The organism is Sphingomonas sp., assembly GCF_039595165.1.
Taxonomy (GTDB): domain Bacteria; phylum Pseudomonadota; class Alphaproteobacteria; order Sphingomonadales; family Sphingomonadaceae; genus Sphingomonas.
This window is the reverse complement of sequence record NZ_JBCNMA010000066.1, coordinates 1-17,748: the sequence shown is the minus strand read 5'-3', so window position 1 is coordinate 17,748 and position 17,748 is coordinate 1. Positions and strand designations below refer to the sequence as shown.

General features: G+C 68.5%; 19 protein-coding genes. 7 read left to right on the top strand and 12 right to left on the bottom strand.

Features of this window, described 5'->3' with window-relative positions; genetic code table 11:
* Both ABDV68_RS11995 and ABDV68_RS11990 read right to left on the bottom strand, forming a co-directional pair.
* On the bottom strand, positions 1–627 hold a 627-nt coding region (locus ABDV68_RS11995), incomplete at its 3' end, for a prepilin peptidase (RefSeq protein ID WP_343520215.1).
* Positions 620–877 carry a hypothetical protein gene (locus tag ABDV68_RS11990; protein ID WP_343520214.1) on the bottom strand — a complete coding sequence of 86 codons (258 nt, stop codon included), beginning with the start codon at positions 875–877 and terminating at the stop codon, positions 620–622. The genes ABDV68_RS11995 and ABDV68_RS11990, both read right to left, overlap by 8 nt.
* A 74-nt stretch (positions 878–951) precedes the next feature.
* Here ABDV68_RS11990 and ABDV68_RS11985 point away from each other — a divergent pair, with 74 nt between their 5' ends.
* The 3 genes from ABDV68_RS11985 to ABDV68_RS11975 all read left to right on the top strand — a co-directional run bounded on the left by ABDV68_RS11985 (position 952) and on the right by ABDV68_RS11975 (position 4,907).
* Positions 952–2,139, top strand: coding sequence for an acetyl-CoA C-acyltransferase (locus ABDV68_RS11985; protein WP_343520213.1), 1,188 nt, complete (start codon positions 952–954; stop codon positions 2,137–2,139).
* 149 nt (positions 2,140–2,288) lie between these two features.
* The gene (locus ABDV68_RS11980) at positions 2,289–3,545 is read left to right on the top strand and encodes a sulfotransferase domain-containing protein (RefSeq protein WP_343520212.1); all 1,257 of its coding nucleotides are present in this window, start codon (positions 2,289–2,291) and stop codon (positions 3,543–3,545) included.
* A gap of 18 nt (positions 3,546–3,563) precedes the next feature.
* Positions 3,564–4,907 carry a lipopolysaccharide biosynthesis protein gene (locus ABDV68_RS11975; RefSeq protein ID WP_343520211.1) on the top strand — a complete coding sequence of 448 codons (1,344 nt, stop codon included), beginning with the start codon at positions 3,564–3,566 and terminating at the stop codon, positions 4,905–4,907.
* 6 nt (positions 4,908–4,913) lie between these two features.
* Here the strand turns inward: ABDV68_RS11975 and ABDV68_RS11970 are convergent, their stop codons facing one another.
* Entirely contained in the window at positions 4,914–5,402 is a 489-nt protein-coding gene (locus ABDV68_RS11970; protein WP_343520210.1) for an SH3 domain-containing protein, read from the bottom strand.
* Positions 5,403–5,498: 96 nt separating this feature from the next.
* On the opposite strand from ABDV68_RS11970, the gene ABDV68_RS11965 reads away from it, so the two are divergent.
* Together ABDV68_RS11965 and ABDV68_RS11960 are read left to right on the top strand one after the other, a co-directional pair.
* Positions 5,499–6,497 (top strand): D-glycerate dehydrogenase, encoded by a 999-nt coding sequence (locus ABDV68_RS11965; protein ID WP_343520209.1) that lies wholly within the window; start codon positions 5,499–5,501, stop codon positions 6,495–6,497.
* On the top strand, positions 6,497–6,928 hold the full coding sequence (locus ABDV68_RS11960) for a VOC family protein (protein WP_343520207.1): 432 nt from the start codon (positions 6,497–6,499) through the stop codon (positions 6,926–6,928). The genes ABDV68_RS11965 and ABDV68_RS11960 overlap by 1 nt, the downstream gene beginning before the upstream one ends.
* 452 nt (positions 6,929–7,380) lie before the next feature.
* Here ABDV68_RS11960 and ABDV68_RS11955 read toward each other — a convergent pair whose 3' ends face one another.
* From ABDV68_RS11955 to ABDV68_RS11915, 9 genes are all read right to left on the bottom strand, one after another.
* Entirely contained in the window at positions 7,381–7,737 is a 357-nt protein-coding gene (locus ABDV68_RS11955; protein WP_343520206.1) for an iron-sulfur cluster assembly accessory protein, read from the bottom strand.
* A complete protein-coding gene (locus tag ABDV68_RS11950) occupies positions 7,737–8,210 on the bottom strand; it encodes an SUF system Fe-S cluster assembly protein (protein WP_343520205.1) in 474 nt (157 codons plus the stop codon). The genes ABDV68_RS11955 and ABDV68_RS11950 overlap by 1 nt, the downstream gene beginning before the upstream one ends.
* Positions 8,207–9,418 (bottom strand): cysteine desulfurase, encoded by a 1,212-nt coding sequence (locus ABDV68_RS11945; RefSeq protein ID WP_343520203.1) that lies wholly within the window; start codon positions 9,416–9,418, stop codon positions 8,207–8,209. Before ABDV68_RS11945 ends, ABDV68_RS11950 begins: the two co-directional genes overlap by 4 nt.
* Before the next feature lie 148 nt (positions 9,419–9,566).
* Complete coding sequence (locus ABDV68_RS11940) at positions 9,567–10,652, bottom strand: SufD family Fe-S cluster assembly protein (RefSeq protein WP_343520201.1); 1,086 nt, start codon at positions 10,650–10,652, stop codon at positions 9,567–9,569.
* A 262-nt stretch (positions 10,653–10,914) separates the two neighbouring features.
* Positions 10,915–11,658: a Fe-S cluster assembly ATPase SufC gene (gene sufC / locus ABDV68_RS11935; protein ID WP_343520200.1), complete on the bottom strand. Its 744-nt coding sequence runs from the start codon at positions 11,656–11,658 to the stop codon at positions 10,915–10,917.
* A gap of 40 nt (positions 11,659–11,698) precedes the next feature.
* A complete protein-coding gene (locus ABDV68_RS11930; RefSeq protein WP_343520198.1) occupies positions 11,699–12,199 on the bottom strand; it encodes a hypothetical protein in 501 nt (166 codons plus the stop codon).
* On the bottom strand, positions 12,196–13,659 hold the full coding sequence (gene sufB / locus ABDV68_RS11925) for a Fe-S cluster assembly protein SufB (protein WP_343520197.1): 1,464 nt from the start codon (positions 13,657–13,659) through the stop codon (positions 12,196–12,198). Before sufB ends, ABDV68_RS11930 begins: the two co-directional genes overlap by 4 nt.
* The gene (locus tag ABDV68_RS11920; protein ID WP_343520196.1) at positions 13,659–14,078 is read right to left on the bottom strand and encodes an SUF system Fe-S cluster assembly regulator; all 420 of its coding nucleotides are present in this window, start codon (positions 14,076–14,078) and stop codon (positions 13,659–13,661) included. Before ABDV68_RS11920 ends, sufB begins: the two co-directional genes overlap by 1 nt.
* 111 nt (positions 14,079–14,189) lie before the next feature.
* On the bottom strand, positions 14,190–15,041 hold the full coding sequence (locus ABDV68_RS11915; protein ID WP_343520195.1) for an AraC family transcriptional regulator: 852 nt from the start codon (positions 15,039–15,041) through the stop codon (positions 14,190–14,192).
* Between the two features lie 229 nt (positions 15,042–15,270).
* On the opposite strand from ABDV68_RS11915, the gene ABDV68_RS11910 reads away from it, so the two are divergent.
* Positions 15,271–16,275 carry a quinone-dependent dihydroorotate dehydrogenase gene (locus ABDV68_RS11910; protein ID WP_343520193.1) on the top strand — a complete coding sequence of 335 codons (1,005 nt, stop codon included), beginning with the start codon at positions 15,271–15,273 and terminating at the stop codon, positions 16,273–16,275.
* A gap of 199 nt (positions 16,276–16,474) precedes the next feature.
* Positions 16,475–17,748: AMP-binding protein (locus ABDV68_RS11905; RefSeq protein WP_343520191.1), on the top strand; the 1,274-nt coding region annotated here is incomplete at its 3' end.

Here is a 17,748-nt window from a genome sequence, read left to right as displayed (position 1 = left end):
GGCGAGCCCGGTGACGCTGGCGGCGAGCAGCACCGGGGCGAGCATCGATGCGCCGAGCCACAGGCCGATGCCGCCGAACATCTTGGGATCGCCGCCGCCCAGCCCGTCGCGCCCGCGGATCTGGCGGTAGGTGAAGGCGACGAGGTGGAGCAGGCCGAAGCCGAGCACCCCGCCGACGATGCGGTCGAGCCAGCCGGGATCGAAGAAGATGCCGTCGACGATCCCGGCGAGCGCGAGCAGACCGGTGAGTGCGTTGGGCAGCCAGAAGGCGATGAGGTCGAGCGCGGCGAGGGTGAGCAGCAGCCAGCCGAACACCGCGCCCGCGACGCCTTCCCAACCCGGCGCGACCAGGCCGGCCGAGACCCCTATCAGCATCGCCGCGACCTCGATCGCGGCATGGCCGGGATGGATCTTCGCGCCGCATGCCCGGCAGCGGCCGCGCTGGAGCGCAAAGCTCAGCAGCGGCACCAGTTCGTGCGCGCGCAGAGCCTTGCGGCACGAATCGCACTCGGATCGCCCGCGCATCGCGCTGCGTCCCTCGGGCCAGCGCAGCGCGACCGTCGCGATGAAGCTGCCGAAGATCAGCCCGAGGACGGCGAGTGCGAGCGGCCAGGTCCAGTCAGGCATCGGCGGGCGGCTTCTTGCGGATCAGGTAGCGATAGACGCCGAAGATATTGATCCCGAACAGGACGAGGTTCTGCGACAGCAGCGGTTGGTCGTCCGACATCAGCGCGCCGCTGATCCAGGCGATGCTGGAGGCGACGAACAGCGCGAATCCCCAGCCGGTGATGCGCCGCCCATTGTCGAGACTGACCATGAAGGCGGCGATGATGCCGCTGATCGATGCGAACCATTTGAGGATTTCGATAAGGTCCATGGCAAGTCCTGTTTTGCATTCGCGAAGCCCCGTGCCTAGATCGCGGCCAAGCTCAAACTCGCGGAGAGGCTTTCATGTCCACCGATCCCGTCGTCATCGTCTCCTATGCCCGCACGCCGATGGGCAGCATGCAGGGCGCGCTGTCGGATGCGACGGCGACCGATCTCGGCGCCACGGCGGTCGGCGCGGCGGTCGAGCGGGCGGGCCTGAAAGGTGAGGTGGTCGAGCGTATCTATATGGGCTGCGTGCTGCCCGCCGGCCTCGGCCAGGCGCCGGCCCGGCAGGCGGCGCGCAAGGCGGGCCTTCCCGATCATGTCGAGGCGACCACGGTCAACAAGATGTGTGGATCGGGCATGCAGGCGGCCATCATGGGCGCCGAGGCGCTGGCCGCGGGATCGGTCGACCTGCTGGTCGCGGGCGGGCTCGAGAGCATGACCAATGCGCCCTATCTCTCGCTGCGGCACCGCAGCGGCGCGCGGATCGGGCACGACCGGCTGTTCGACCATATGTTCCTCGACGGACTCGAGGATGCGTACGAGCCCGGCCGGGCGATGGGCACCTTCGCCGAGGAGATCGCGACCGAATATCAATTCACGCGCGAGGCGCAGGACGCGTTCGCCATCGCCAGCCTGACGCGCGCGCAGAAGGCGCAGCAGTCGGGCGGGTTCGACCGCGAGATCGTGCCGGTCGAGATCTCGACCCGCAAGGGCGTGGTCGTGGTCGACAAGGACGAGCAGCCGGCCAAGGGCGACGCGTCGAAGATTCCGACGCTCAAGCCCGCCTTCGCCAAGGACGGCACGATCACCGCGGCCAACGCCTCGTCGATCTCCGACGGCGCGGCGGCGCTGGTGCTGACGCGTGCGTCGGTGGCGGAGAAGCTCGGGCTGAACCCGGTCGCGAAGATCGTGTCGCACGCGGCGCACGCGCATCTGCCCGCGCGCTTCACCACCGCGCCGGTGTTCGCGATGCAGAAGGCGCTCGACAAAGCCGGCTGGAGCATCGGCGATGTCGACCTGTTCGAGGTCAACGAGGCGTTCGCCGCGGTGGCGATGATCGCGATGCGCGACCTGTCGATCTCGCACGACGTGCTTAACGTGAATGGCGGCGCCTGCGCGCTGGGTCACCCGATCGGGGCGAGCGGGGCGCGGATCATGGCGACGTTGCTCGCGGCGCTGCAGAACAGCGGGCAGAAGCGCGGGCTCGCCTCGCTGTGCATCGGCGGCGGTGAGGCGACCGCGATGGCGGTGGAACTGCTCAACTAGGGCGGATTCGTCCCGCGGGGATGGCGGGTCGAGGGCAGCCGGTTTCGCCACCCCGGGGGAGGCAGGCTCACTGGCCTTTCGAAGTAGTCCCGATAGCTGTTTTTGCTGGCTTCACCCCCGCCCTACGATGCGGCAGGGAGATCCAGTTGATGATTCGACGCATTTCGAGATATTCCGCCAGCTATATCTACCGCGTCACCGAAATGTCCCGGATCAGGCGGGCCGGCGTCACGCTGCTCGCGTCCTACCCCAAATGCGGCAGGACCTGGTACCGGTTCATCCTCGCTTCCTACCTCAACGATCTGCGGCAGCAGGGGCAGATCGATCTGACCAGCATGTTCGGGCTGGTCCCGAACTATGATCTCGATCGGGTGCGCGGCATCCCGGCCTTCTACCGGCGCGAAGCGGAGGTGCGGCTTCCGCTGATCGCGGCGACTCACCTGACGCCGCACCAGCTCGCGGCGGATGGCTGCCCGGTGATGTTCATGGTGCGCAATCCGCACGATGTGGTCGTCTCCTCCTATTTCCACCTCAAGCACCACAAGCAGAGCTATGCCGGAGAGATCGAGGCGTTCGTGCGCGACGAGCGCCATGGGCTGCCGAGCTTCGTCCGGTATCTGAACAGCTGGGGCGACGCGATGCATTGGCATCCGCATCAGGTGGTTGCCTATGAGCGGCTGAGCGCCGCGCCCGTCGAAGCGACGATCGCGACGCTCGAGTTCCTCGACCTCCCGGTGGAGCGCGAGCTGGTCGAACGCGCGGTCGCGGCGGCGAGCTTCGAGAAGCTCCGGCGCATGGAGCAAGTGCAGGGCGTGCCCGGGCGCGAATATGACCGATCCAATGCCGACGCCTCGCGCATGCGGCGCGGGAAGGTCGGCGGGTTCCGCGACTATCTCGACGACGCCTCGATCCGGTGGATCGACGATTATTGCGCCGAGCACCTGAATCCGGACGCGCGGCGGCTGCTGGCTGGCGAACCGCTGCACACGGCTTCGGCGACACGGTCGATCCAGCCCGGGCACCGGCTCGACGCCCTTCGCCGGAGCGCGGCCGCGCCGGGCCGTTCGCCGATCCGGCAACTGGCCGCCGAGATGCTGATCAGCCTGGGGCTGGTTGCGGCGCTCGCGGCCCCGGGGATCCTGCTGATCGAGTTCTGGGAATGGGCGACCGGCGGGGAATGGCCCGGCTGGTCGGTCGAGGACGGCCTCAGCCTGTTCGGGATCGATCGCGGCGAACGAGCGGAGAATTCCAGTCAGCGGCTGACCGACGTGCTGCTCGCGCTCCCGCTCACCTTCGCGCTGTTCGTGAGCGGGGTACTGGCGTTCCTCAGCGGCATGCGCCTTGGCGACTGGACTCAAGTCCGCCTTCGCACCGCGCGCCGGCCGAAGCTCAAGAAACAGCCGTGACGAAGGCCGCGGCCCGCGATGCTGGCTGAGCGGGACTCGGCCGGCGCGCGCCTGCGGAAGATCGCGCACCTGCTGACCGGCAGCTTCGCCGGCGCGGCCGTCGGCATTCCCGCGATCGTGCTCACCGCGCGCGCGCTGGGCGGCGAGCAATATGGCGTGCTCGCGATGATCGTCTCCTACGTCGCGTTCATCAAGCGCTTCGCCGATTTCCAGATCTGGCAGCCGGTCATCCGCTACGGCGCCGCGCTCGATCCGGAAGCCGACCGGCCGGCCTATCTGGCGCTGCTCAAATACGGACTTGCCGTCGACCTGGCGGCGTCGCTGGCCGGTTGGGTGATCGGCGTGAGCGGCGCGGTCGCCGCGCTGCTGCTGTTCGGGCTCGACGGGCAGGCGTTCGCCGGGATGCTCGTCTATGCGAGCGTGCTGCTGTTCAACATCAGCGGGATGCCGATCGCCGTGCTGCGGCTGGGCGGGCGCATCCACAGCCTGGCCTACAACCAGCTGGCGGTGAGTGCGGTGAAGCTGGCGCTCTGCGCTGCCGCCTTCGCGGCGCAGGCGGGATTGTTCGTCTTTCTCGCGATCTGGGCGTTCACCGAGATTCTCGGCGTGCTGCTCGTGCTCGCGCCGGCCTGGCGCGACCTGCGCCGGCGGGGCCTGCACCGGGTCGACCAGGGCAGGCTGCGCGACGCCCGCGCGCTGTTTCCAGGCATCGTCGGGTTCAGCTTCAGCGCCAATATCTCATCGAGCCTGTGGGCGAGCATCCAGCAGCTCGACACGCTGCTCGTCGGCTATTTCGTGGATACGGCGTCGGCCGGGCTCTACTTCCTCGCCAAGCGCATCGCGCGCCTTGCCCAGCAGCTGGCGCAGCATGTCCAGACCGTGGTCTATCCCGATCTCGCGCGGCTGTGGACGAGTGGCGACCGCCGTTCGTTCGCGCGCGTGATCGTCCAGACCGAAGCATTCCTGGCGACGTTCGGCGTCGTGGCGGTGCTCGTCACCTTCGCGATCGGGAGCGAGGCCATCGCCCTGCTCGCGGGCGAGCCGTTCCGCGCGGCCGGCGCCTATCTGACGGTGCAGATGGCGGCGGTGACGATCATCCTTTGCGGCTCGGTGCTGCGCTCGAGCCTGCTGGCGGCGGGCCGCGCCGGCACCGTGCTGGTCGCGGCGACGACGGCCACCTGCGTCTTCTACCTGACCGCGGTGTCGTTGCTTCCGGCGTTGGGAGCGGTCGGCGCGAATGTCGCGCACATCGTCGCGAGCCTCGCCTGGCTGCTGATCCAGCTCGTCATGCTGCTAAGGCTGCGCGCCGCCACCGGAGAGGGTGAGATGGGCTTGAGCGGCGGTGTCGGGGCGCCGGGTTGATCCCCCTCAGGGCACTTCTTCGCCAGGGTCGGTGCCCCAGATGCGGTTCTGCTCGACATAGCCGCCGCGGCCCTTGACGTCGAACCAGCACCAGCCGCGCTGGCACTTGCTGATGCGGCCGACCACGCCGGGCGCGGCGCGCCAGTTGATGCGCGCGTTGAGGCGCGGACTGTCGCGCATCTCGACCACCGCGCCGACGACGATCGCGGTACGCTGGCTGGAGAGCAGGGCGACCTGCATCCAGCCCTGCGTGCCGTCCGGGTCCTCGACCTTGCGCCAGTCGTTATAGACCTCGACCACCTTCACCGGCAGATCGGCGCGCTGGTAGAGCCAGCTCGACGGGTAGTTGCGGCCGGGGCCGGTGCGCATATAGGCCTTGCCGGCGCTGATCGACGCGAAATAGGGCGGCTTGCGCTGCTGGGCCCATGCCTCGGCAATGGCGCCGACGCCGAGCGCCAGCGCGATCAGCATTCCGAGCATCGTCCGCAACCGCATCATTTCCCCCGATGAATTCGCGACGTCACTCTAGGGCCGAGCCATGCGCTGCATCAACCGTTGACTGGCGTTCGCGCGCGGGCCAATCGATCCTGCATGGCACAGCCCTCCCGACCCGCCCGGCCCCGGGTGATCGTCACTCGCGAACTGCCCGACGCGGTCGCGGCGCGGATGGGCGAGCTGTTCGATACGCAGCTCAACCAGTCGGATGCGGCGATGGACCGCACGGCGCTCGAGGCGGCGCTGGCGGATTGCGACGTGCTGGTGCCGACGGTGACCGACGCGATCGATGCCGAGCTGATCGCCGGCGCCGGCGAGCGGCTCAAGCTGATCGCCAATTTCGGCGCGGGCGTGAACCATATCGACCTCAAGGCGGCGCGGGCGCGCGGGATCGTCGTCACCAACACGCCGGGCGTGCTGACCGAGGACACCGCCGACATGGTGATGGCGCTGATCGTCGCGGTGCCGCGGCGGCTGGCGGAGGGCGAGAAGCTGGTGCGATCCGGCCAGTGGAAGGGCTGGTCGCCGGGCGGGATGCTCGGGCACCGGATCGGCGGCAAGAAGCTCGGCATCGTCGGCCTCGGCCGGATCGGCCAGGCGGTGGCGCGGCGCGCGCGGGCGTTCGGCATGTCGATCCACTATCACAACCGCCATCGCCTGCCCGAAATGGTCGAGGCCGAGTTCGGCGCGACCTGGCACGGCGATCTCGATGCGATGCTGGGCGAGATCGACATATTGACGATCCACACGCCGCTCAACGACGACAGCCGCGACCTGATCGACGCGCGGCGGATCGGGCTGCTCGGGCCGCAAGTCTATCTCATCAACGCCTCGCGCGGCGGGATCGTCGACGAGGAGGCGATGGTCGACGCGCTCGAGGCCGGGCGGCTGGCCGGGGCGGGGCTCGACGTGTGGCGGTTCGAGCCGCGGATCGACCCGCGGCTGCTGGCGCTGCCCAATGTCGTGATGACCCCGCATATGGGCTCGGCGACCTATGAGGGGCGCCAGGCGACCGGCGAGAAGGTGATCGCCAATATCCGCTTCTGGGCCGACGGCCATCGTCCGCCCGATCAGGTTCTGGAAGGATGGATGTGATGACGGTGCCGCTGTTCCACCTCGCGATTCCCGTCGATGACCTGGAGGCGGGCCGCGCCTTTTACGGCGAGCTGCTCGGCTGTCCGCAGGGCCGCGAGGATCCGGGGCACTGGATCGACTTCGACCTGCGCGGGCACCAGCTGGTGCTGCACAAAGATAGTTCTGGGGGCAAGGGCGCCGGGGTGCGGATGCGCAACGCGGTGGATGGCGACGCGGTGCCGGTGCCGCATTTCGGCCTGGTGCTCGGCTGGGACGAGTGGCACGCGCTCGCGGATCGGCTGCGCGGCGCGGGCACCGACTTCGTGATCGAGCCGCATATCCGCTTCGAGGGCAAGCCGGGCGAGCAGGCGACGATGTTCTTCTTCGACCCCGCCGGCAATGCGCTGGAGTTCAAGGCGTTCAAGGATATCGGACAGCTGTTCGCGGTCTAGGTTCCGGACGGCGCGCCCACTTCAATCCTCCCTTTTGCGGGCCGGGCGATCGCATATGGCATTTTGGGCCCGGCGGCGGGGTCAGCGGAAGCGACCGAGGCGTTCGCGGCTGAAACTTTACACTGGCTTTACACTATCGCGAGCGCCCGCGGAGTTGACGAAGTTGACACATTCAACGGGTTCGCACGGCGGGCGGTCCACGGTTCAAAGAGCGGCCGGGACATGGGTTCGCCAGCCGAAGTGCAGCAGGCGAATTCCAACATTGCAAGCGGAAAAGGGAGCTTCCGATCCGCCCCCTGGCGGGGAAGATCTACGGGGCCGCATCTTTCGCCGCGCGCCGTTTCTTCACCGCGCGTGCGATCAGCAGGCCGCCGAGGATGAAGCCGCCGGGGACGAGCAGCACCGCGGCGGCGATCGCCGCATTTCGGGCTGCCTTGGACGTTCCGGGCTGATCAGACAGTGAAGCTCTCGCCGCAGCCGCACGCGCCCTTGGCGTTGGGGTTGTTGAAGACGAAGCCGGCGGTGAAGTCGTCCTCGACCCAGTCCATCGTCGAGCCGATCAGGTAGAGCACCGAGCCGCCGTCGACGAACAAAGTGCCGCCGGGCGTATCGATGCGCTCGTCCATCGGATTGGCCGCCGTCACGTAATCGACCGAATAGGCGAGGCCCGAGCAGCCGCGGCGCGGGGTCGAGAGCTTGACGCCGATCGCATCCGCGGGCGCGCGCGACATGAGGTCGGCGATGCGCGCTTCAGCGGCCGGGGTCAGCAGGATCGCGGCGGGACGGGCGCGGGTCTTGACGTCGGTCATCACAGCATCCCCAGTTCGAGCCGGGCCTCGTCGCTCATCTTCTGCGGGTCCCAGGGCGGGTCCCAGACGAGGTTGACCTCGGCATGGCCGACGCCCGGGACGGCGCCGACGCGCAGCTCGACCTCGCCGGGCATCGATTCGGCGACGGGGCAGTGCGGGGTGGTGAGCGTCATCGTCACCACGGCGTGGCCGTCGGCGGTGACCTCGACATTGTAGATCAGGCCGAGGTCGTAGATGTTCACCGGGATCTCGGGATCGTAGATCTCCTTGAGCGCGGCGATGATCGCGTCATAGGTCGCGCCGCCGGGCTCGCCGGCGGGGAGATCATTGGGCTTCTGGGAGAGGAAGCCGTCGAGATAGTCGCGCTTGCGCTCGAAGGTGTCGCGTGGGGTCTCGGCGTCCTCGACGCGCGCGCGGGGCGGCGGCGCCACCGCGGACACTTCCTCGACCTCGATCTTGCCTGCCTCGTTCACCCGAAAATCCTCGTCACTCGTTCGATGCCCTTGACCAATGCGTCGATATCCGCCGCGCCATTATAGACCCCGAAGCTGGCGCGTGCGGTGGCGGCGACGCCCAGCGAGTCCATCAGCGGCTGTGCGCAGTGATGGCCCGCGCGGATCGCGACACCGCCTTCGTCCAATATGGTGGCGACGTCATGCGGATGCACCCCCTCGACCGCGAAGCTGACGATGCCGGCGCTGTCGGCCGGGCCGTAGACGCGGACGCTGTTGAGCCCCGCGAGCGCCTCGCGCGCCTGGGTGACCAGCGCGGTCTCGTGCGCGTGGATGCGGTCGAGGCCGATGGAATCGACATAGTCGATCGCGGCGCGGAGCCCGACGACACCGACAATGTGCGGCGTGCCCGCCTCGAACCGGCCCGGCGGCGGGGCGTAGGTGGTGCGCGCGAAGGTCACGCGGTCGATCATCGAGCCGCCGCCCTGATAGGGGGGCATGGCGTCGAGCAGGTCATGGCGGCCCCACAGCACCCCGATCCCGGTCGGGCCGTAGAGCTTGTGGCCGGAGAAGACGTAGAAGTCGCAATCGAGCTCGGCGACGTTCACCGGCAGGCGCGGCACCGCCTGGCAGCCGTCGAGCAGCAGCTTGGCGCCGACGGCATGGGCGAGGGCGGCGGCGCGCCTGGCGTCGAGGACGGAGCCGAGCACGTTCGAGACATGGGCGAGCGCGACCAGCTTGTGTGCGGGCGTGAGCATGCGCTCCATCGCGTCGAGATCGATGCGGTGGTCTTCGGTCAGCGGGATCACGTCGATCGCGGCCCCGGTGCGCTCGGCGACCATCTGCCACGGGACGATGTTGCTATGGTGCTCGAGCTGGCTGAGCAGGATGCGATCGCCAGGCTGGAGGTTGGTGCCGGCCCAGCATTGCGCGACGAGGTTGATGCCTTCGGTCGCGCCGCGCACGAAGACGACCTCGTTCTCCTGCCCGCCGATGAAGCGCGCGACGCGGCGGCGCGCGGCTTCGTAGGCGAGGGTCATGTCGGCCGAGCGCTGGTACACGCCGCGATGCACGGTCGCATAGGTGGTGTCATAGGCGCGGGTGATCGCGTCGATCACCGGCTGCGGCTTCTGCGAAGTCGCGGCGGTGTCGAGATAGGCCCAGCCGGCGGGGATCGCGGGGAAGTCCGCGAGCAGGTCGAGCGGGGCGGCGGCGGTCATGAGGTTCATCCATCCCTCCCCTGGAAGGGGAGGGGGACCAGCCGCAGGCTGGTGGAGGGGTAGCTCGTCACAAGCGGGCCGGTCGAGCGTGGAGAGCTACCCCTCCACCGCTTCGCGGTCCCCCTCCCCCTCCGGGGGAGGAATGAGAAAGCCCGGCTCACAGCGCGGCCTCCAGCCATCTCTCCGCATCCGCGGCGAACGCCGTGCGCACCGCCTCGTCGCCGATGCGGTCGAGGGCGTCGGCGACGAAGGCGTGGGTGAGCAGCGCCTTGGCGCGTGCCTCGTCGATGCCGCGCGACTGCATGTAGAACAAAGCCTTCGCGTCGAGTTCGCCGACGGTGGCGCCGTGGGCGCATTTCACGTCGTCGGCGAAGATCTCGAGCTCGGGCTTCAAGTTCACCGTCGCGGTGCGCTTGAGCAGCAGGCCGCGCAGCGACTGCTCGCCGTCGGTCTTCTGGGCGTGGCGCGCGACTTCGGCGCGGGCGGCGAGGCTGGCGGTCGAGGCATCGGCGGCGACCGCGCGCCAGATCTGGCGGCTCGTGCCTTCGGGCGCGGCGTGGTGGACCGCGACCGCGGCTTCCTGGCGCTGCTCGGCGCGGGTGAGCAGGGCGCCGCCCATCTCGGCATAGGCGCCGACGCCGTCGATGCGGAGCGCGCCGTCGATGCGGCTGCCCATTCCGCCGGCGCCGAGGAAGGTCGAGACGTAGCTCGCCGCCTCGCCGATCTGCGCTTCGTCGCGGAGCGAGACGAAGCCCTCATCCTGCAGCAGGCGCACGGCGCGCTGGAGGCGCGCGCCCTTGCCGAGCGAGGCGTGAAGGAGGCGGTTGGTCCAGCCGCGGCCCGCATAGGTTTCGATGACCGTTGCGACGGTGTCGTCGGCCATGTCGATGCGGGCGGGGAGATGGCTCTCGCCGCCGGTGCCGAGATGGACGATCTGGACCGGGTCGGTCGCGGCTCGCGCGTCGAGGCGCAGTACCCAGCCCTCGCCCTGTGCGAGCTGGCCGAGCGGGTGGTCGCCGGTCATTTCGAGGCGGGTGAGCTGGACCGGGCCGGGGCGGCTGTGCGCAGGCTCGAACGCGCCGTCGATGAAGGTGAGGTGCGGACCGGGGATGTCGAGGAACAGCGCGGCGGGGTCGATCCCGATCGTCGCTGGCGCGGTTTCGGCGGCGGCGCGGAGCGTGTCCATGTCGGACCAGCGCCAAGCTTCGTCGCGGGTGGAGGGTAGGGCGAGTGTCGCACTCATGCGAGAGCGCTCGACAGATTTGGTTCACGCGAAGGCGCGAAGGCGCGAAGAAGAGAAGAAGATTGGGTCATGCGGAGGCGCGGAGGCGCGGAGATCGCATGCTGCCCTGCGGCGTCAGCCGCTCGCTCGATCGCGTGATGCATGACAACGGCGGGAATTCGAGGGCCGCTGGCGCGGCGGAGAATCTCCTTCTCCGCGTCTCGGCGCCTCCGCGTGAAAACAACCTCTCTCTTCGCGCCTTCGCGGCTTCGCGTGAACAAGATCATGCCGCCACCTGCGCGTAACCCTCGCGTTCGAGCTCGTGCGCGAGTTCCGGGCCGCCCGAGCGGACGATGCGGCCGTCGGCGAGGACATGGACCTGGTCGGGATTCACGTAATCGAGCAAGCGCTGATAATGGGTGATCAGCAGCACGGCCTTTTCGGGGGCACGCATGATGCGGTTGATGCCGTCGCCGACGATGCGCAGCGCGTCGATGTCGAGGCCGCTATCGGTCTCGTCGAGCACCGCGAACTTGGGGTCGAGGATACCCATCTGGACCATCTCGTTGCGCTTCTTCTCGCCGCCCGAGAAACCGACATTGACCGGGCGCTTGAGCATCTCGGCGTCCATCTCGAGCGCGCCGGCCTGGGCGCGGGCGAGCTTGAGGAAGTCGCCGCCCGAGAGCGGCGCCTCGCCGCGCGCGCGGCGCTGGCTGTTGAGGCTCTCGCGCAGGAACTGAACGTTGGAGACGCCGGGGATCTCGACCGGATACTGGAAGCCGAGGAACAGGCCGGCGGCGGCTCGCTCGTGCGGTTCGAGCTCGAGCAGGTCCTCACCGTCGAAGGTCACGCTGCCCGCGGTCACCTCGTAGCCGGGTCGGCCGCCCAGGACATAGCCGAGCGTCGACTTGCCCGCGCCGTTGGGGCCCATGATCGCATGGACTTCGCCCGCGTTCACGCGGAGCGAGAGGCCCTTGAGGATCGGCTTGCCGTCAACTTCGGCGTGGAGGTTGTCGATTACGAGCATGTGCGGTCGTGCTTTCCGGAAACGGGGATAGGGGGGGCGATCAACGCGGTTCGTCCTCGCCTTGCGGCGCGCCGATGCGGACGGCGGGGCCGCTGCCGCTCTCGTCGCGCGGCGGGGGCGGGAGCTTGCCGAGGCGGTTGGCGTCATCATCGACCTGACCGGCGACCAGCGGGCCGACGGCGGGGGTCTTGGGCGGCTCGGGCCGGAGCGTAGCGCCGAGGCCGAGCTTGGGCTCGTCCGGCTGTGCCTTCGGCTCGACCGCGACCAGCGCGATCGTGCCCTTGCCGTCGCCGCAGAATTGCTGGCCCTTGGTCGAGGTCACGCAATCGGGCAGCGAGGTGCAGGCGCGGGCGTCGACCGTGGCGACTCCGCTCGACTTGAACACGCGGCAGTTGATCAGGCGGCCGTCGGCCGCCTTGTCGAACACGAGCGCGACGCGGCCCGCGGTCGCGGTGACGACCACTTCCTCATATTCCTCGGCGGGCGGCGTGGTGGCCGCCTGTTGCGAGGCGAGCAGGAGGAGGGCGAGAGCGGGGATCACCCCACGCTCCCCTCGAGGCTGATGCCGAGCAGCTTCTGCGCCTCGACCGCGAACTCCATCGGGAGCTGCTGGAGCACTTCCTTGGCGAAGCCGTTGACGATCAGCGCGACCGCGGCCTCCTGGTCGAGCCCGCGCTGCATCGCGTAGAAGAGCTGGTCCTCGCTGATCTTCGAGGTGGTCGCCTCGTGCTCGATCTGGGCGCTGGGGTTGCGTACCTCGATGTACGGCACGGTATGGGCACCGCACTGGTCGCCGAGCAGCAGGCTGTCGCACTGGGTGAAGTTGCGGACATTCTCCGCGGTCGGGCCGACGCGGACGAGGCCGCGATAGGTGTTGTCGCTGCGGCCGGCCGAGATGCCCTTCGACACGATCGTCGAGCGCGACCCCTTGCCCAGGTGGATCATCTTGGTGCCGGTATCGGCCTGCTGGCGGTTGTTGGTGACCGCGACCGAGTAGAATTCGCCGACGCTGTTCTCGCCCGCGAGCACGCAGGACGGGTACTTCCAGGTGATCGCGCTGCCGGTCTCGACCTGAGTCCAGCTGACCTTGGAGTTCCTGCCCTGGCACAGCGCGCGCTTGGTGACGAAATTGTAGATGCCGCCGACGCCGTTTTCGTCGCCCGGATACCAGTTCTGCACCGTGCTGTACTTGATCTCGGCGTCGTCGAGCGCGACCAGCTCGACCACCGCCGCGTGGAGCTGGTTCTCGTCGCGCATCGGGGCGGTGCAGCCTTCAAGGTAGCTGACATAGGCGCCCTTGTCGGCGACGATCAGCGTGCGCTCGAACTGGCCGGTATTCTCGGCGTTGATGCGGAAATAGGTCGACAGCTCCATCGGGCAGCGAACGCCCTCGGGCACATAGACGAAGGTGCCGTCGGAGAAGACCGCGCTGTTGAGCGTCGCGAAGTAGTTGTCGTGCTGCGGCACGACCTTGCCGAGCCACTTCTTCACCAGCTCGGGATATTCGCGGATCGCCTCGCTGATCGAGAGGAAGATGACGCCGGCGGCCTTCAGCTCCTCGCGGAAGGTGGTGGCGACGCTGACGCTGTCGAACACCGCATCGACCGCGACTTTCCGCGCGCCTTCGACGCCCGCCAGGACCTTCTGCTCCTCGATCGGGATGCCGAGCTTTTCGTATGTGCGACGGATTTCCGGATCGAGATCGTCGAGTGACTGGATCGTCTTCTTCGCCTTGGGCTCGGCGTAGTAATAGGCGTCCTGATAGTCGATCGGCGGGATGTTGAGCTTGGCCCAGTCGGGCGGCGTCATCGTCAGCCACAGGCGGAAGGCCTTGAGGCGCCATTCGAGCATCCATTCGGGCTCGTTCTTCTTGGCCGAGATGTAGCGGACGGTGTCCTCGTTCAGCCCCTTGGGCGCGAACTCCTGCTCGACGTCGGACGCGAAGCCCCATTCATACTTCTTGTTGGCGGCGGCGAGCGCCTCGGCATTCTTGGTGGCCATCAGGCGGGTTCCGGCTGAGTCGAGAGGGTGGCGAGGGTGACGCCGGCAAGCGTCGAGCGGACCGCGCCGTTGACCGCGTTCCAGTGCGGCTTCACGCGGCAGCTCTGCTCGATGCAACAATCGTGGCGGCCGTGATCGACGCAGGCGGTGAGGGCGATCGGGCCCTCGATCGCCTCGACGATGTCGGCGAGGCTGATCGCGGCGGGCGGACGCGCGAGGCGGAAGCCGCCGCCGGTGCCACGCGCGGATTCGATGAGGCCTGCGGCGGAGAGGCGGCTGACCAGCTTCTGCACGGTGGGGAGCGGAAGTCCGGTCTCGTCGGCCAGCAGCGTCGCGTTCAATCGCCCGCTGACGCCGCAATGGCGGGCGGCGGCGGACAGCATCACGACGGCATAGTCAGTCTGGGCCGAAAGTCGCATTCTTCCTTCGCAGTTGCGAACGGTTCTCAAATCGGAATGATTCGTTCCGATTGGTCATTTGGGCGCGGCCGACCCGTGCGTCAACCCGGCCTGCCTTCGAGCCGGGAAAGATCAGGTATCGCTGATCAGCGGGTTGACCTGGCCCTGCAGGGCGCTGCGCTGCGAGATGGTGAGCTGGGCGAGCAGGGTCGGCTGCTCCTGCAGCTGGCGCGGGGTCCAGCCGGTAAACTGCTTCATTTCGTTGATGAGGTGCGACTGGTCGTAGAAGCCGCATTCGAGCAGCTCGTCGAGCGTCACCTTGCGCTCGGCAAAGGCCACCGCCGCCTTGAGCGCGCGGTACTTGCGGGCGAGCAGCTTGGGCGGGGCGCCATAGAGCGCCTTGCACTTGCGCTCGACCTGGCGGCGCGAGAGGCCGGCGGCGGTGGTCAGGGCATCGACCTCGGGCGAGGCGCAGGCGGCAAGCCATTGATCGACCAGCCGCACGAACGCGGCGTCGGGCGAATGGGCGCCGGCGAGGCTCGCGATCAGCTCCTCCGCGATCGCGACCATCGCCTGGGTGTCGGGCGCCCTGGCGAGCCGGGCCATCGTCTCGTCGGCGGCGGGGCCGAACAGGTCGCGGGCGTCGAGCACGCAATTCAGCATGGTCGAGGCGTCGTTGCCGATCAGTGCGGCCCAGCCCGCGGGGGTGATCCCGCAGCCAAAGGCGTGGATCGGGCCGACGACCTTGACCTGCATCGCGCCGCTGGTCGGGCCGATGACATGGATCGGCGACGCGACCTGCGTGCTGCCGTCGGGCATGCGATATTCGGCGGCGCCCTCGGAAAAACGGAAGCGGAGCTGCGCATGATCGGCACGCTCGGTGTCCTCCAGCATCGGGACATCCGCCCGGAAGTGGTAGAACAGCGTGATCAGCTCGGCGATGTCCGCCGTCGGCACTGCATATTCGAGTTGAACCGCCGTCATCGAACGTCCCCAACTGCGGCAGGCGCAGGGTACGCTCGTTCCATGACAAGGGGAAGTGCTCAAAGATACGAGGGAAAAGACCCGGCGGGAGTGGTAACTCCCGCCGAGCTTAGGTCCAGAAGCCCCTGTTGAAGCTCCTCGGGTCGCATGGATTTTCTAGACTCGGGCGACCGATTCGGTCTTGGAAGAATTCGACATCGCAACAAGGTTTTAAGATGCAAATATTGCAATGCAGCGTAACTTCGTGACGGCTTATGGCCTGATCCGTCCGGCGCTGTTCGCGATCGATCCCGAGCGCGCGCACCGGCTGACGATTCGCGCGCTGGCGATCGCCCGCGGAGGCGGCGCGGTACCGCGGGTGCGGCCGGTGACGATCGCGGGGGTCGAATTCCCCAATCCCGTCGGGCTGGCCGCGGGACTGGACAAGGATGGCGAGGCGATCGCGGGGCTGTTCGGCCTTGGCTTCGGCGCGGTCGAGATCGGATCGCTGACCCCGCGGCCGCAAGGCGGCAACCCCAGGCCGCGGCTGTTCCGCCTGGCCGAGGACCGCGCGGTGGTGAACCGCATGGGGTTCAACAATGGCGGGATCGATGCCGCGCTGGAGCGGGTGAAGACCGCGCGGCGGGCCGGAAAGCTGGCGGGCGTGCTGGGCATCAATGTCGGCGCGAACAAGGACAGCGACGATCGCGTGGCGGACTATGCGCTGGGCGTGGGCAAGGCGGCGCAGGTCGCGGACTATGTGACGATCAACGTGAGTTCGCCCAACACGCCGGGGCTGCGCGACCTGCAGTCGCGGCCGGCGCTCGACGAGCTGCTCACGGCGTCGAACGCGGCGCGGACGGTGGAGGGGCGGCGGGTCCCCTTGTTCCTCAAGGTCGCGCCCGATCTCGAGACCAAGGGGCTCGACGACGCGGTGCGCGCCGCGATCGACAACGGGATCGACGCGCTGATCGTGGGCAACACCACGATCTCGCGACCCGATACGCTGCGCTCGGCGCTGGCGAAAGAGACGGGCGGACTGTCGGGTGCGCCGCTCAAGGCCCTGGCGCGGGCCAAGCTCGCCGAAGCGCTGGCGGCGAGCGGGGGCCGGTTGCCGGTGATCGCGGTGGGCGGGATCGACTCGCCCGAGGAAGCGCTGGCGCGGCTCGAGGCAGGGGCGGCGCTGGTGCAGCTCTACTCCGCGCTGGTGTACGAGGGGCCGGGGCTGGTGCGGCGGATCTTGAAGCGGCTCTAGGCTCCGTTCGCCCTGAGCTTGTCGAAGGGCTGTTTCGTCTTCGCGGGGCAAGAAGGTGTGGGCTTCGACAAGCTCAGCCCGAACGGAACCCTGTGAGGCCGCCGTAACGTCGCGGCATTGCGCTTGGCCACGGGGCCGCTAGGCTCTCGCTTCAAACGCGCGCGGGCACGAACCCGCGGCTGGGGAGTTGGGGACAAGGATGCGCAAGCTCGAACGGTTCGACAATCTGGTGCAGATGTTCTTCGCGCGAGCCCGCGCGAAGGGCGATGCGCCGTTCCTGTGGGCCAAGTCGGGCGGGAAATGGCATCCGACGAGCTGGGCCGAGGCGGCGCAGCAGGTCGCGAGCCTCGCCGCGGCGCTGCGCAAGCTCGGGCTGAAGCCGGGCGACCGCGTGATGCTGGTCAGCGAGAACCGCCCCGAATGGTGCATCAGCGACCTCGCGATCATGGCGGCGGGCGGGGTGACCGTGCCGACCTACACCACCAACACCGAGCGCGACCACCAGCACATCCTCGACAATTCCGCCGCGACGATGACGATCGTGTCGACCGGCAAGCTCGCCAAGACGCTGCTGCCCGCGGTGCTGCGCGCGACCGGGAGCCACAGCCATGTGGTGATCGGGATCGAGGAGATGCGGATCGGCCAGCCCGGCGCAATCGAGTTCCACGACTGGAAGACGCTGATCGCGGAGAATGTCGCCGACGTGACCGTCGCGGCGGCGGAGGCCGAGAAGGCGCAACGCGGCGACCTCGCCTGCATCATCTACACCAGCGGCACCGGCGGCAGCCCACGCGGGGTGATGCAGCATCACGGCGCGATCCTGACCAATTGCGAGGGCTGCTGCGCGCTGATCAGCGAGGATTTCGGCTGGGGCGACGAGGTGTTCCTGTCGTTCCTGCCCTTGAGCCACGCCTATGAGCATACCGGCGGCCAGCACTTCCCGATCGCGCTGGGGGCCGAGATCTATTATTCCGAGGGCCTCGACAAGCTCGCCTCGAACATCGAGGAGGTGCGCCCGACGATCATGGTGGTGGTGCCGCGGCTGTTCGAGGTGCTGCGCACGCGCATCTCCAAGCAGGTCGAGAAGCAAGGCAAGTTCGCAAGCTACCTGCTCGACCGTGCGGTGACGATCGGCGGCAAGAAGGCCGCGGGCGGCGTGCCGGTGTGGGACCAGCCGATGAACCTGTTCCTCAAAGCGACGCTCAAGCCCAAGCTCGCCAAGCGCTTCGGCGGGCGGATCAAGGCGATGGTGTCGGGCGGCGCGCCGCTCAATCCCGAGGTCGGGGTGTTCTTCGAGAGCCTCGGGCTCACCTTCCTGCAGGGCTATGGCCAGACCGAGGCGGCGCCGGTGATCAGCTGCAACCGGCCCAAGGTGGGGCTCAAGCACGACACGGTCGGCCCGCCGCTGGAGGGCGTCGAGCTCAAGATCGCCGAGGACGGCGAGATCCTGGTGCGCGGCGAGCTGGTGATGCA

Bases quoted from the DNA above. Each gene is read 5' to 3' on its own strand.
- ABDV68_RS11990 (WP_343520214.1), bottom strand. From the start codon at position 877: ATGGACCTTATCGAAATCCTCAAATGGTTCGCATCGATCAGCGGCATC.
- ABDV68_RS11985 (WP_343520213.1), top strand. From the start codon at position 952: ATGTCCACCGATCCCGTCGTCATCGTCTCCTATGCCCGCACGCCGATG.
- ABDV68_RS11980 (WP_343520212.1), top strand. From the start codon at position 2,289: ATGATTCGACGCATTTCGAGATATTCCGCCAGCTATATCTACCGCGTC.
- ABDV68_RS11975 (WP_343520211.1), top strand. From the start codon at position 3,564: ATGCTGGCTGAGCGGGACTCGGCCGGCGCGCGCCTGCGGAAGATCGCG.
- ABDV68_RS11970 (WP_343520210.1), bottom strand. From the start codon at position 5,402: ATGCGGTTGCGGACGATGCTCGGAATGCTGATCGCGCTGGCGCTCGGC.
- ABDV68_RS11965 (WP_343520209.1), top strand. From the start codon at position 5,499: ATGGCACAGCCCTCCCGACCCGCCCGGCCCCGGGTGATCGTCACTCGC.
- ABDV68_RS11960 (WP_343520207.1), top strand. From the start codon at position 6,497: ATGACGGTGCCGCTGTTCCACCTCGCGATTCCCGTCGATGACCTGGAG.
- ABDV68_RS11955 (WP_343520206.1), bottom strand. From the start codon at position 7,737: ATGACCGACGTCAAGACCCGCGCCCGTCCCGCCGCGATCCTGCTGACC.
- ABDV68_RS11945 (WP_343520203.1), bottom strand. From the start codon at position 9,418: ATGAACCTCATGACCGCCGCCGCCCCGCTCGACCTGCTCGCGGACTTC.
- ABDV68_RS11940 (WP_343520201.1), bottom strand. From the start codon at position 10,652: ATGAGTGCGACACTCGCCCTACCCTCCACCCGCGACGAAGCTTGGCGC.
- sufC (WP_343520200.1), bottom strand. From the start codon at position 11,658: ATGCTCGTAATCGACAACCTCCACGCCGAAGTTGACGGCAAGCCGATC.
- sufB (WP_343520197.1), bottom strand. From the start codon at position 13,659: ATGGCCACCAAGAATGCCGAGGCGCTCGCCGCCGCCAACAAGAAGTAT.
- ABDV68_RS11920 (WP_343520196.1), bottom strand. From the start codon at position 14,078: ATGCGACTTTCGGCCCAGACTGACTATGCCGTCGTGATGCTGTCCGCC.
- ABDV68_RS11915 (WP_343520195.1), bottom strand. From the start codon at position 15,041: ATGACGGCGGTTCAACTCGAATATGCAGTGCCGACGGCGGACATCGCC.
- ABDV68_RS11910 (WP_343520193.1), top strand. From the start codon at position 15,271: ATGCAGCGTAACTTCGTGACGGCTTATGGCCTGATCCGTCCGGCGCTG.